Source organism: Streptococcus parasanguinis, assembly GCF_047465465.1.
Taxonomy (GTDB): domain Bacteria; phylum Bacillota; class Bacilli; order Lactobacillales; family Streptococcaceae; genus Streptococcus; species Streptococcus parasanguinis_AI.
Window position 1 is genome coordinate 55,533 of record NZ_JASGZU010000003.1, and the last position, 13,080, is coordinate 68,612.

General features: G+C 41.5%; 13 protein-coding genes. 11 read left to right on the top strand and 2 right to left on the bottom strand.

Features of this window, described 5'->3' with window-relative positions; all coding sequences use genetic code 11:
- Positions 1–22: 22 nt before the first annotated feature.
- Both QM351_RS06470 and QM351_RS06475 read right to left on the bottom strand, forming a co-directional pair.
- Positions 23–706 carry a DUF4947 domain-containing protein gene (locus tag QM351_RS06470; RefSeq protein WP_414327041.1) on the bottom strand — a complete coding sequence of 228 codons (684 nt, stop codon included), beginning with the start codon at positions 704–706 and terminating at the stop codon, positions 23–25.
- A gap of 89 nt (positions 707–795) precedes the next feature.
- Positions 796–2,043: a carbohydrate-binding domain-containing protein gene (locus QM351_RS06475; protein WP_414327042.1), complete on the bottom strand. Its 1,248-nt coding sequence runs from the start codon at positions 2,041–2,043 to the stop codon at positions 796–798.
- 214 nt (positions 2,044–2,257) lie between these two features.
- Between QM351_RS06475 and QM351_RS06480 the strand changes: the two genes are divergently transcribed.
- From QM351_RS06480 to QM351_RS06530, 11 genes are all read left to right on the top strand, one after another.
- Positions 2,258–3,037 carry a polyphosphate polymerase domain-containing protein gene (locus QM351_RS06480; protein WP_414327043.1) on the top strand — a complete coding sequence of 260 codons (780 nt, stop codon included), beginning with the start codon at positions 2,258–2,260 and terminating at the stop codon, positions 3,035–3,037.
- Entirely contained in the window at positions 3,030–3,713 is a 684-nt protein-coding gene (locus QM351_RS06485; protein WP_414327044.1) for a DUF4956 domain-containing protein, read from the top strand. Before QM351_RS06480 ends, QM351_RS06485 begins: the two co-directional genes overlap by 8 nt.
- Positions 3,714–3,805: 92 nt before the next feature.
- Entirely contained in the window at positions 3,806–5,065 is a 1,260-nt protein-coding gene (locus QM351_RS06490) for a S41 family peptidase (protein WP_414327045.1), read from the top strand.
- A gap of 169 nt (positions 5,066–5,234) precedes the next feature.
- Positions 5,235–5,363 (top strand): teichoic acid D-Ala incorporation-associated protein DltX, encoded by a 129-nt coding sequence (locus tag QM351_RS06495; RefSeq protein WP_251457995.1) that lies wholly within the window; start codon positions 5,235–5,237, stop codon positions 5,361–5,363.
- A gap of 18 nt (positions 5,364–5,381) precedes the next feature.
- Positions 5,382–6,932 (top strand): D-alanine--poly(phosphoribitol) ligase subunit DltA, encoded by a 1,551-nt coding sequence (dltA, locus tag QM351_RS06500; protein WP_414327046.1) that lies wholly within the window; start codon positions 5,382–5,384, stop codon positions 6,930–6,932.
- The gene (dltB, locus tag QM351_RS06505; RefSeq protein WP_414327047.1) at positions 6,929–8,182 is read left to right on the top strand and encodes a D-alanyl-lipoteichoic acid biosynthesis protein DltB; all 1,254 of its coding nucleotides are present in this window, start codon (positions 6,929–6,931) and stop codon (positions 8,180–8,182) included. Before dltA ends, dltB begins: the two co-directional genes overlap by 4 nt.
- A 14-nt stretch (positions 8,183–8,196) precedes the next feature.
- The gene (gene dltC, locus QM351_RS06510; RefSeq protein WP_024055455.1) at positions 8,197–8,436 is read left to right on the top strand and encodes a D-alanine--poly(phosphoribitol) ligase subunit DltC; all 240 of its coding nucleotides are present in this window, start codon (positions 8,197–8,199) and stop codon (positions 8,434–8,436) included.
- Positions 8,429–9,697, top strand: coding sequence for a D-alanyl-lipoteichoic acid biosynthesis protein DltD (gene dltD / locus QM351_RS06515; RefSeq protein WP_414327048.1), 1,269 nt, complete (start codon positions 8,429–8,431; stop codon positions 9,695–9,697). The genes dltC and dltD overlap by 8 nt, the downstream gene beginning before the upstream one ends.
- A gap of 251 nt (positions 9,698–9,948) precedes the next feature.
- Positions 9,949–10,176 carry a hypothetical protein gene (locus tag QM351_RS06520; protein ID WP_045760041.1) on the top strand — a complete coding sequence of 76 codons (228 nt, stop codon included), beginning with the start codon at positions 9,949–9,951 and terminating at the stop codon, positions 10,174–10,176.
- Between the two features lie 97 nt (positions 10,177–10,273).
- Entirely contained in the window at positions 10,274–12,028 is a 1,755-nt protein-coding gene (gene aspS / locus QM351_RS06525; protein ID WP_414327049.1) for an aspartate--tRNA ligase, read from the top strand.
- A gap of 75 nt (positions 12,029–12,103) precedes the next feature.
- On the top strand, positions 12,104–13,045 hold the full coding sequence (locus tag QM351_RS06530) for a YitT family protein (RefSeq protein WP_155125183.1): 942 nt from the start codon (positions 12,104–12,106) through the stop codon (positions 13,043–13,045).
- The last annotated feature ends 35 nt before the right edge of the window (positions 13,046–13,080 follow it).

Here is a 13,080-nt window from a genome sequence, read left to right on the forward strand (position 1 = left end):
CTTGTCTAAGCGAGAATGTAAATTATTTAAAGAAGACGACATCAGGATTTGGAGTAATATAGAGAAGTTGGTCGTTTTCAAAGACCAGTTGGATAGTGTTGTTTTTATAGGTGTAAATGGTGTAGTTTACTCCGAATTTAGAAGCTTGTTTGAGATCAACAGCTCCCATCAAAAAGGCGTGAGCTTGTTCCCCTGTGATTTTTCCCTCGTGGTAGAGCCCTTTAATATTTTCTAATTCGGTATTTTCAAAAGATTCAGCAATATAAGCAGGGTCTGTTATTTGTTTCTCTGGATTTCCAAGAATTGTTTGGACAAGAGCGGTGGTATATCCTTCATAATCCGGCGTCTGTGCAAAAATTTTATCGTCATTTCTAGAGTAGGCTACTTTTAAGTTCCCTGTCGCATAAATTTTATCTTTGGGTGCTTCTTGAGCATTTCTAGGGAGTCCTTCGGTTGTGACGATGTCCGAAGAGGGCTGTGTAGTGGTTGAAGGAGAGCTAGAGGAGTTGCTTGAGCTATTTGAACTGGTTGAGCGACTCGGGAGGCTAGAACGACTCGAGCTTCTTTTTTTAAAGGTTTTCTTTTTTGAGCTGGTAGTAGTGGGTACTTTTTTAAAGTTGATCTTAAGGTCCGGCATACAGGCTGATAGAAAAAGAAGAGACAGCAACAGTGTGAAGAAAAGAGGGAGTGTTTGTTTTTTCATCATGTTCCTTTCGATAAGCTGATTGATTTTCTATTCTATCATAAAAAGGGTAACAAAAAAAGGTTAGGAAGAAATCCTGCCTTTATTTGTTATTATGGATGCCCACCTCCAGGTCCACCGCCTTGAGGTCCGCCACCGCCGGGAGCACCACCGCCTCCAGGCATGGAATTGACAATTTCTGTTTGTTTTTCACCATTGATATAGATATCTCCACCGGTATAGGTAGCAGTACCATCAAAGTCAAAGCCGGATTGCCCTGTTAAATTGATGGTTCCTCCGGTAACAGTGATATTTCCATTCGAATCAATTGGATCGGTATCGCCTTGGCCAACTTCAACGTTGAGGGTTCCACCATTCATGGTGAAGAAAATTTCATCTTGGTTGGCATTAGCATTGGCAGCATTGACCCCATCGTCAGTTGCATAGATGGTGATATCTCCGCCGTTGATGGTGATCGATTTTCCTTCGAGACCTTCGACAGACTCTGTTACCTCATAGGTTCCGCTATCGATGATCAGATCACCAGAAGCATGGATGCCATCGTCTCCTGCGGTGATGGTCATTTTGTTATCTGAAAGATACATGGTTCCGACCGAAGTATCTTCATCATTATCCACCTTGACTGCATCTTCATCTGCATCGATGGTCATGGTCGTGCCAGTGATATTGAGTTCGTCATTGACGTTGAAGGCATCTCCTACAGCCGTGATCTTATAGGTTCCACCTGTGATATGGAGAGTGTCATTGGCCTTGATACCGTTGTTCTTCTTGGCGTCAATGTTGAGTGTACCTGAACCATTGATGGTGAGGTCGCCTTTAGAGAAGATGACCGCATCGGCATCTTCATCATTGTTTGAACTTGAATCAGACAAGGTATTGGTCGTGCCGTCTGCTAGGGTAAGGTAGACATGACCTGCTTTCGTAGCAGAAATTGGCGCGTTGGTGTTGGTCATGGTAACGCCTTTCAAGACGATATGAACATCATCTGAGTCACCTGCTTCGACCTTGATTTGAACCCCATCGGATTCACCAGAGATGACATAGGTTCCGGCCTTTGAGATGGTCACAGTTGATCCAGAAACGGCTATGCCATCCCCTGAAACAGTTGCAGACGAACCAGATAGTTTTACAGTAGAGGCTTTGCTTTCATCATAAGAGCTGTCCTTGTCCTTATCTGTAAAATAGTTGGAATTGTTTGTTTTATTTTTTGAAGTAGAGATAGTGGTTGTTTGTGCAGTATTGCTTTTTGTAGCTGATTGTGATGACGCCTGGGTACAAGCTGTCAGTAAGGTGAGGGTTGCGGCCCCCGTTAATAAAAATTTCCATTTGTTTGATTTCATGAGCTTTTCCTCTCGTTCAATTGATATGCTCCTAGTCTAAAGTTGCTAGCTGAAAGTTTCCTAAAGTTTTTCTGAAAGGAACCTTAACTTTAGTTTTCTTTAAGTTTGGCTTAATGACCAGTTAAGAAAGTCCCATTAAACTAGAAAGCACGTAAGTCGTATTCATACTTACCGAAGGTTAGAAACAATAGATCCCCCTTAAAGGAGAAGAAACATGAAAAAAACAATTGAGACAAGTTTCAAACGAATCGAAACAAAATATATCGTCGCAAAAGATGACGTGAAGGACTTGATCAAAGACTTAAAAGAATACGTCGTAGAAGATGATTACCCAACCTCAACCATTTCAAACATTTATTTTGATACGGAAAATTTTGATGTCATTCAAGATGTTCTTTCCAAACAACACCGCCGTGAAAAAATTCGGATGCGGACTTATATAGAAAAACCTCAAGCAGACAGTCCAGTATTTCTAGAAGTGAAGTCAAAAGATGAAGAAGGAATTGGACATAAATTCCGTCTAGTCGCCACTTCGCAAGCCATTATCAACTTGATGACAGATGGGAAAGTAGATCATCAGATACAAGATCCAGACTTAGTGCAAGAGATTCGGAGATTGAGCAAACGTTATGGTCATCGATTGGAACCACGGATGTTCATTTACTACGATCGCTTGTCTCTCAAAGAAAAGAAATCCATTCAGGGTTATCCTTATCAGAAGATTCGCGTGACAATCGATCAAAACCTAGTCTTTCGAGATCAGGCTGTTAGCCTTTTTGATGGGAAGAAAGGAGAACCTCTACTAGAGGATGACTTCGTGATCATGGAAATTAAGGCTCCTGGCCAAGAACCTAAATGGCTAAAGGATATTCTAGATAAGTACGGACTGGTCAAACAGAAATTTTCAAAATATAGCTGTGCTTATCATAAATCACAAGGCTTGGATTATGCCCCAAGACCAGTTCAAGAAACGGTAGGTGCTGTCTATGTCTAATCTATTTGATTCTATTTTTAATAATGCTACAGCAACGGTGGATCCCTTTCGCTTACTGCTGGCCCTTTTGGTCAGCCTCTTTCTAGGGCTGGCCCTATCTTGGACCTATAAATACCGGACACTTTACACTCGAGAGTTTGTCATTAGTTTGACCTTGCTTCCTTGTATGATGACCTTAGTGATCTTTTTGGTCAATGGAAGTTTGGGAACCTCGATTGCAGTGGCAGGGACCTTTAGTTTGATCCGTTTTCGTTCGGCTACGAGTGGTTCGAGAGAGTTGATTGCCATTTTCTTAGCTATGATTATAGGACTAGTGGCAGGTTCAGGCTATCTTTTATTGGCCATATTATCAACCCTTTCTTTACTAGGGGTATGGCTGGTATTAGAGAACAAACAGAGCAAGGCAGACCATCAACGGCGCCGTCATTTGACCATTACCGTCTCAAAACAAGATTCTGTTGCAGAACAAATCAGCCAGTTGTTGGACCAAAGGTGTTCAGAGATTGACTTTATTTCTGTCACAACGGCCCAAGCTGGAGAACAACTGACCTTGAACTACGAGGTAAATATGAAATCGAACATCGATGATTTTGGCCTTGCCAATCTATTGATTAGCGAGATTGAAAATTGTGATGTCGCTCTGACAAAGAAAGCGAAGAAAAGAAAGAATTTATAACTGCTATCCTACTTTAGGATAGTTTTTTAGGGTTTTAAGAACTTTTTAAGAAAAAGTGGTATACTGTTTCTAAAAAATGGAAGGAATCCTTTATGAAAAAGACTGCTATTTTTGAAGATGTCGTCTCCATTATGACCCATGATTCATCGACCATCAAGGATAGAAAAGGATGCGATCCAGATCGTTTTCGAGAAAACATTACAGATGATATGACAGATGATGCCTTTCTCTATCAAGTGAAGACTTACCTAGCTAGTTTTGGGGTGATCGGGCATGTTTCCTTTCGAGATAAAAAGGCCAGTCAAAAAGGGTTTCTTTTGAGAATAAATGGACAGAAACTGTATGTTGAGGAAGCTAATGAAGATACGGGTCTTCAAGTAGGAGATCAAATCCTAGCTCTGGATGGAAGTGACTTGGATCAGATAGCTTCTCTTCATAAAGACTATTTTATCAGCAAGACCCCAGAAAGACATTATAGAGAATGGGCAGATTTGGTCTCTCAGTCAACGAGTGTCACCCTGCTTCGAGAAGGGATAGAAAAGACCATTAAAGTAGTACCCAGTCGAGAACCGATCCAGGATCAGATTTTTTGGAAACGATTAGACGATGGGATTCTTTATCTTCGTCTGGATAACTTTATGGATGAAGGATCTTTGGGTCGTTTATACCAAGAGTGTTTACCGACGATGACGGAAGTCAAGTTTCTTATCATTGATGTCCGACGCAACAGTGGAGGGACGGATTCTTTATATTTCCCTCTATTACATCTAGGCTTAGAGAAGGATCAGGGCTATGATTCGCTTGACTGGGATGATGATGGCATGGAAATTCTCTACACAGAGCGCAATGTTGACCTGCGCTTGAAAGACTTTGAGGACTGGATGCAACAGAAAGAAATTAGTCCTGAAACAGTTAAGCTGCTTGAAGATATGAAAGGGGATTTGCTCCGCCATCGGGGAAAAGGCTATGTAGCATATAAGGAAGAAAGCGAGGAATTCTTCCCAGAGGTCAGAGGAAGCCACTATCCTGAACAGATCTTTATCTTGTCAGATATCTACTGCGCTTCTTCTGGAGATAACTTCGTCCAGATGATGAGGCAGTTTAAGAAGGTAACGGTGGTGGGTCGACCAACTCTCGGGATTCTAGACTACTCTAATTGTTGTACGGTTGATTATGATAATTTTTGTTTAATGTTTCCCACCTCTCGCTGTTTAAGCGTGGATCAAGGTAAAGGGATGACGGATCAGGGTGTTCTACCCGATATAGAGAATCCTTGGACACCTAGCCATTTCGAGAGAGATGTGGATCTGGACAAGTGTCTGGAGTTGATTCATCAGGGTAATGTAAAATAGAATAGGATTTCAACCAGAAAACTGATTAAAGAAAAATGCTTTCGTTAAACGGCTTGAATGATCTGAAATGATAACGTTTTCTACCACATTCTCACTATGTTTAAGATTGCTTACTTGGTATAAAAAATGGTAAAATAGTGAATAACAATCAAAATGAAGAGTGAAGCTTATGAAACATCAAACACTTTATAAATTTATCGGGCAGACGGTCTTGTATTTTGCCATTTTCCTAGCCCTACTTTATTTCTTTAGTTACCTTGGTCAAGGTCAGGGTGGCTTTATCTACAACGAATTTTAGAAAAGGAGACTCCTACCCGTGTCAAACCAACCTATTCACGATATGATCGAGACAATTGAACGTTATGCGCAACTACAACCAGACTATCCGGTCTACAATGTCCTTGGTGAGGAGCATACCTATGGCCAATTGAAGGCTGATTCAGATAGCTTGGCTGCCCACATTGATCAAATGGGACTTCCTGAAAAGTCACCTGTTGTTGTCTTTGGTGGACAAGAATATGAAATGTTAGCAACCTTTGTGGCTTTGACCAAATCTGGCCATGCTTATATCCCAATTGATAGCCACTCTGCCTTGGAGCGCGTGTCTGCCATTGTTGAAGTAGCAGAGCCAAGCTTGATTATTGCTATCAATGAATTTCCATTGGAAAACCCAGCTGCTCCAATCATGTCCTTGGAGCAAGTGCGTGAAGCTTATGCGGCTCAGCATGCCTATGACTTGCAACATCCGGTCAGAGGGGATGATAACTACTATATCATCTTTACCTCAGGGACAACTGGGAAACCAAAAGGGGTGCAAATTTCGCACGATAACTTGCTCAGCTTTACCAACTGGATGATTACGGACAAGGAATTTGCAACGCCAGAGCGTCCGCAAATGTTGGCACAACCGCCCTATTCCTTTGATTTGTCTGTCATGTATTGGGCACCGACCTTAGCTCTTGGGGGAACGCTTTTTGCCCTTCCATCAGCCATTACTCAAGACTTCAAACAACTCTTTGCGACGATCTTTTCTCTTCCGATTGCTATCTGGACTTCAACACCATCTTTTGCAGATATGGCCATGTTGTCTGAGGATTTCAATGCTGAAAAGATGCCAGGGATCACCCATTTCTACTTTGATGGGGAAGAGTTGACCGTGAAAACCGCTCAGAAACTGCGCGAGCGTTTTCCAAATGCACGCATCATCAATGCTTATGGCCCAACTGAAGCAACTGTAGCTCTTTCAGCTGTAGCCGTAACAGATGAGATGTTAGCTACTTTGAAACGTCTGCCAATTGGTTACACCAAAGAAGATTCTCCAACCTTCATCATTGATGAGGCAGGAGACAAATTGCCAAATGGTGAGCAAGGGGAGATCATCGTATCTGGCCCAGCCGTTTCAAAAGGTTATATGAATAATCCAGAGAAAACAGCAGAAGCTTTCTTCGAATTTGAAGGTCTTCCAGCCTACCATACGGGAGATGTCGGAACCATGACGGATGAAGGCCTTCTTCTCTATGGTGGTCGGATGGACTTCCAAATCAAGTTTAACGGTTATCGTATCGAGCTAGAGGATGTCTCTCAAAACTTGAACAAATCGAAGTATATTGACTCAGCAGTCGCAGTACCGCGTTATAATAAGGATCACAAGGTCCAAAATCTCTTGGCCTATGTCATCTTAAAAGAGGGCGTCAAAGAACAATTTGAGCGCGAAATTGATATCACAAAAGCCATCAAGGAAGATTTAGAAAACATCATGATGTCTTATATGATGCCTTCAAAATTCCTCTATCGTGATAGCCTGCCATTAACACCAAACGGGAAAATCGACATCAAAGGGTTGATTAGCGAGGTTAATAACCGATGATCGAGTTTTTGAAACAGCTCCCTCATTTAGAACACTATGGAACACCGATCTATTTTGTCTACCTCATTCTAGCTTTTTTGCCGATCTTTGTGGGCCTCTTTTTCAAAAAGAGATTTCCGGTCTATGAAGGACTGGTGAGTCTGATCTTTATCATTTTGATGCTGACAGGTTCGAATCTCAAGCAAATTTATGCCCTGCTCTTTTACGTAGTCTGGCAAATCTTGATTGTGTATTCCTACAAAATCTATCGTCAGAAAGCGGACAATAAGTGGATTTTCTATCTTCATTCCTTCTTGTCTGTCTTGCCCTTGATCTTTGTTAAGGTAGAGCCAGCGATCAAGAATGGGCACCAATCCTTGTTTGGATTTTTAGGGATTTCGTATTTAACCTTCCGGGCTGTCGGAATGATCATCGAAATGCGAGATGGTGTCTTGAAAGAATTCACACTCTGGGAATTCTTACGCTTTATGCTCTTTATGCCGACCTTCTCAAGTGGGCCGATTGATCGTTTCAAGCGTTTTAATGAGGATTATAAAACCATTCCTGAGCGTGAAGAATTATTGGATATGTTGGAGCAAGCTGTTAAGTATATCATGTATGGCTTCCTTTATAAATTTATCCTGGCTCATATTTTTGGCCACTTATTGTTAGGTCATGTGCAGACCTATGCCTTGTCTCAAGGTGGATTCTTCAATATCGGAACGCTGGGAGTCATGTATGTTTATGGCTTTGACCTCTTCTTTGACTTCGCGGGCTATTCGATGTTTGCTTTAGCAGCTTCCAATCTGATGGGGATTAAAAGTCCCATCAACTTTGACCGTCCCTTTAAATCACGTGACTTAAAGGAATTCTGGAATCGTTGGCATATGAGTTTATCTTTCTGGTTCCGTGATTTTGTCTTTATGCGTCTCGTGATGGTATTGATGCGCAATAAAGTATTCAAGAGCCGAATTACCACCTCAAATGTTGCCTACATTATCAATATGTTGGTCATGGGCTTCTGGCACGGGGTGACTTGGTACTACATCGCTTATGGGCTCTTCCATGGGCTTGGAATGGTTATCAATGATGCTTGGATTCGCAAGAAAAAGACCATCAATAAAGAAAGAAAAGCAAAAGGATTGGATCCGATACCGGACAATCGTTGGACCAAGGCTTTGGGGATCTTTATCACCTTTAATACAGTGATGCTGTCCTTCCTGATCTTCTCAGGATTCTTGGATCAGCAATGGTTCCCAAAAGTGAAATAAAAGGAGAATAAAAAATGGATGTAAAATCACAAGTAATTGAAATTATTGACGAATTGTTTATGGAAGATGTCTCAGACATGATGGATGAGGATCTCTTTGATGCGGGTGTTCTTGATAGTATGGGAACAGTCGAATTGATTGTGGAATTGGAAAGTCGCTTTGGCATCCGTGTTCCTGTATCTGAATTTGGACGCGATGATTGGAATACTGCTAACAAGATCGTAGAAGGTGTAACGGAGCTTCAGAATGCTTAAGCGTTTATGGCTGATTTTAGGGCCCGTATTTTGCGCGCTCCTCATGGTAGCAGCTTTATTATTCTTTTATCCAATCAATCATAAGCACAACTATACCGAAGAGAAAAAAGCTGCGGTTAGTCTGAATGCAGAAGGCTTCAAGAGTCGTACAAAGAAGCAAGAAGCACTTTCTGATCCACAGCATCGATTTGTTCCTTATTTCGGCTCAAGTGAATGGTTGCGTTTTGATGTGGTGCATCCAGCAGTTTTGGCTGAAAAATATGACCGTAATTACAGACCCTACTTTTTAGGAGAACGTGGTGCGGCTTCTTTGAACCAGTATTTTGGAATGCAACAGATTTTGCCAGAACTTAAGGACAATACAGCTGTTTATGTGGTTTCTCCGCAATGGTTTACCAAGAAGGGCTATGATTCCTCTGCCTTTCAACAATTCTTTAATAGCGATCAGTTGAATAGCTTTATTGCCAATCACCAACAGGATGCTGCATCCCAGTATGCCGCGAAACGCCTGTTGCAACAGTATCCAAATGTCGCCTTTCAAAGTGTTGTGACGAACATTTCTCAAGGAAAGAAAATTTCAAGATTTGATCAGTCTTTGAACCAGCTTGTTTCCCATCTTGTTCAGCGCGAAGATGCCTTATTTAGCAATCTCGCTACTCGTACAAACGGGAATTACGATAAGAAGGTCAAAAAACGTCTACAAGATTTGCCAGATCAATTCTCATATGAGAAATTGGAGGAAATTGCAACGGCTGAAGCAAAAGTCAAAACCAATAACAACGACCTTGGAATCAGCAATCATTTTTACAATACTCGTTTAAAAATGAAGTTGAAGAAACTAAAAGGTTTCCAAAAGAACGAATCCTATGTTCAATCTCCAGAGTACAATGACTTGCAGTTGGTTCTAGACCAGTTTGCTAAATCTCGGACCAATGTCATCTTTGTGATTCCTCCAGTCAATGCCAAATGGATGAAATACACAGGCTTGAGCCAAGAAAAGTATGAACAGGCTGTTCAAAAGATTCGTTACCAATTAGAAAGTCAAGGTTTCACTAATATTGCAGACTTTTCTAAAGATGGTGATCAGCCCTACTTTATGGAAGACACGATTCATATGGGATGGAATGGTTGGCTAGCCTTTGATAAAGCGGTAAATCCCTTTGTCACAAAGGCTGAAAAAGCACCAACTTACCATCTAAATGATCGCTTCTTCAGTAAAGATTGGGCCCAATATAAAGGAGCACCAGACGAATTTAAATAATGCTTGATCAAAGGGGGCAGGATCGAATCCTGGCTCCTTGATTTGTGAGGAAAGGGACGGAAAGTCACAAGTAAGCAAGATAGTTATCCACAGGCTGTGGGAAACTTACTTGTAAATGGATGAAAACAGGTCCTGATGCTGATGAACCTTCCTCTTTTAAGGGGAAAATAGGTAAAAGTTATCCACATTTTTGTGGATAAGTGATGAAAAACGGTGGATAAGTCAGCTAGCATGTGAAAAGGAGAAGTAGTGTGAAAAAAATTTGGTTTTACGCAATTGTTCAGGGGATTGTGATCTTTTTTATTGTGGGTGGCATGACCTACGCACTTAGGGGAGATTTCTTTTTCCGTTACTTATCCCCTATTTTTGGACTAGCAGCAGCTGTCTTGAGATTTGGGACAGCGACTTTAATGAAGGTGATAGCCCCCACTCTCTACGATGATCCCAAAAAGAAGGAAGAAGTTGGCCACGATAACTAAAGAAGTTGGTAACTGAAAAAGTTGAGCTAAAGGCCACTTTCTGCTGGTCTTTATGGTAAAATAGAAGGAAGAATATTAGTTTGGAGATTAATTAGAAATGAAACGTTCAATGTATGCTGGACGTGTTCGTGAAGAACACATTGGAACTCATATTACCTTGAAAGGATGGGTTAGCCGTCGTCGTGACTTGGGTGGTTTGATCTTTATTGATTTACGCGACCGCGAAGGAATCATGCAATTGGTGATCAATCCAGAAACAGTTAGTGCAGAAGTGATGGCCACAGCTGAAAGCATCCGCAGTGAATATGTTGTAGAAGTGACAGGTCTTGTGGAAGCTCGTGAACAAGCGAATCCGAACTTGCCAACTGGAGCAGTAGAACTTAAGGTAGAGGCTATTACGGTTCTTAATACTGCCAAAACAACGCCATTTGAAATCAAGGACGGAATTGAAGCCAATGATGATACTCGTCTTCGTTACCGCTACTTAGACCTTCGTCGTCCTGAGATGTTGGAAAACCTCAAACTCCGTGCAAAAGTAACTCATTCAATCCGCAATTATTTAGATGAATTAGAGTTTATTGATGTGGAAACACCGTTCCTTTCTAAGTCAACTCCAGAAGGAGCACGTGACTACTTGGTTCCTTCCCGTGTCAACAAAGGCCATTTCTATGCCCTTCCACAAAGTCCTCAGATTACAAAACAATTGTTGATGAATGCTGGATTTGACCGCTATTATCAAATCGTGAAGTGTTTCCGGGATGAGGATTTACGGGGAGACCGTCAACCTGAATTTACACAGGTCGACTTGGAAACCTCTTTCTTGAGTGATCAAGAAATCCAAGATATCACAGAAGGCTTGATTGCACGTGTCATGAAAGAAACCAAGGGAATTGAGGTAACACTCCCATTCCCACGGATGAATTATGATGATGCCATGGCCTTGTATGGTTCAGATAAACCAGATACACGTTTTGAAATGTTGCTTCAAGACTTGACAGAGCTTGTCAAGGGTGTAGACTTCAAAGTCTTTTCAGAAGCTCCAGCAGTTAAGGCGATCGTTGTCAAAGGTGCAGCGGATCATTACTCTCGTAAAGACATCGATAAATTGACAGAAGTTGCGAAGCAATACGGTGCGAAAGGTCTTGCTTGGGTAAAATATGCTGAAGGTGCCTTGAACGGTCCTGTTGCGAAGTTCTTGACAGAATTGACAAGTGACTTGACAGTTGCTTTACAATTAGAAGACAAAGATCTAGTCCTCTTTGTAGCAGATACTCTTGAAGTAGCCAATGCAACACTTGGTGCTTTGCGTGTTCGTCTTGCGAAAGAGCTTGACTTGATTGACAACAATCAATTCAACTTCCTTTGGGTAGTGGATTGGCCAATGTTTGAATGGTCTGAAGAAGAAGGCCGTTATATGTCTGCTCACCATCCATTTACACTTCCACAAGCTGAAACAGAGCATGAATTGGAAGGCGATCTTTCAAAAGTTCGGGCGATTGCCTATGATATCGTCTTAAATGGCTATGAATTGGGTGGAGGAAGCCTGCGGATTAATCATAAAGATATACAAGAACGGATGTTCAAGGCGCTTGGATTTACAAAAGAAGCTGCTAATGAACAATTTGGGTTCTTGTTGGAAGCAATGGATTACGGTTTCCCACCACATGGAGGATTGGCGATTGGCTTGGACCGCTTCGTAATGCTTCTTGCAGGTGAAGACAATATTCGGGAAGTCATTGCCTTTCCTAAGAATAACAAGGCGACAGATCCAATGACACAAGCTCCTTCTGTCGTTTCTGAGAAACAATTGGATGAGTTAAACCTTCAAGTAGAAGTGGCAGAGCAAGAATAGGACAAGAGAGAAAAAGGAAAGTCTAGGAATTAGTTGCTTTAAGATTCTCCTTTTCTTCTAATCGATGGATTGAAAATGAAAAAAACTCGCTTTCATAAGCTATTTCGCTATCATGTGTGGCGACTAGCTTATAACATTAAATTATTGCGCGTGCTGAAGAGCATCTCCCGTGAGAAATACGATGAAAAAGTGTCAGCTTCCTTGCTGTATGGATTTCTATCAGCAATTGCTGTCAACTTCTTCTTTCAACCGGGCCATGTCTACTCCAGTGGTGCAACAGGTCTAGCTCAGATTTTATCTGTTCTGAGCCAACGCTTTATTGGCTTTACGATTCCCGTTTCCTTAACCTTTTATGCCATCAATATCCCTTTGATGATTGTGGCTTGGTATCAAATTGGCCATAAATTTACCATCTTTACCTTTATTACGGTTTCGATGAGTTCCCTCTTTATTCAGTTCGTGCCAGTGATTACGTTGACCAACGATCCGATCATGAATGCCCTATTTGGTGGGGTTGTCATGGGAACAGGGATTGGTTTTGCTCTTCGGAATAATATTTCCAGTGGGGGAACGGATATTGTCAGTTTGACGATTCGAAAACGGACAGGAAAGAATGTCGGCAGTATCTCCTTTTTGGTCAATGGGACCATTATGTTGATTGCTGGTCTGACTTTTGGTTGGAAGTATGCCCTTTACTCTATGATTACCATCTTTGTATCGAGTCGAGTAACGGATGCTGTCTTTACCAAGCAAAAACGGATGCAGGCAATGATCGTAACGAGCCAGCCAGATGCCATTATTGAGAAGATTCATAAAAAATTGCATCGTGGAGCGACCATTATCCACAATGCAGAAGGAACCTATAACCATCAGGAAAAAGCAGTTCTGCTGACAGTTATTACGCGTGCAGAGTTTAATGAATTCAAATATATTATGAAAAAAGCTGATCCTCAGGCTTTTATCACCATTTCAGATAACGTTCATATCATTGGACGCTTTGTGGAAACAGAAGAATAAAAATAAGGTCCCACATTGTGGTGACCTTATTTTGT

Bases quoted from the DNA above. Each gene is read 5' to 3' on its own strand.
- QM351_RS06470 (WP_414327041.1), bottom strand. From the start codon at position 706: ATGATGAAAAAACAAACACTCCCTCTTTTCTTCACACTGTTGCTGTCT.
- QM351_RS06475 (WP_414327042.1), bottom strand. From the start codon at position 2,043: ATGAAATCAAACAAATGGAAATTTTTATTAACGGGGGCCGCAACCCTC.
- QM351_RS06480 (WP_414327043.1), top strand. From the start codon at position 2,258: ATGAAAAAAACAATTGAGACAAGTTTCAAACGAATCGAAACAAAATAT.
- QM351_RS06485 (WP_414327044.1), top strand. From the start codon at position 3,030: ATGTCTAATCTATTTGATTCTATTTTTAATAATGCTACAGCAACGGTG.
- QM351_RS06490 (WP_414327045.1), top strand. From the start codon at position 3,806: ATGAAAAAGACTGCTATTTTTGAAGATGTCGTCTCCATTATGACCCAT.
- QM351_RS06495 (WP_251457995.1), top strand. From the start codon at position 5,235: ATGAAACATCAAACACTTTATAAATTTATCGGGCAGACGGTCTTGTAT.
- dltB (WP_414327047.1), top strand. From the start codon at position 6,929: ATGATCGAGTTTTTGAAACAGCTCCCTCATTTAGAACACTATGGAACA.
- dltC (WP_024055455.1), top strand. From the start codon at position 8,197: ATGGATGTAAAATCACAAGTAATTGAAATTATTGACGAATTGTTTATG.
- dltD (WP_414327048.1), top strand. From the start codon at position 8,429: ATGCTTAAGCGTTTATGGCTGATTTTAGGGCCCGTATTTTGCGCGCTC.
- aspS (WP_414327049.1), top strand. From the start codon at position 10,274: ATGAAACGTTCAATGTATGCTGGACGTGTTCGTGAAGAACACATTGGA.
- QM351_RS06530 (WP_155125183.1), top strand. From the start codon at position 12,104: ATGAAAAAAACTCGCTTTCATAAGCTATTTCGCTATCATGTGTGGCGA.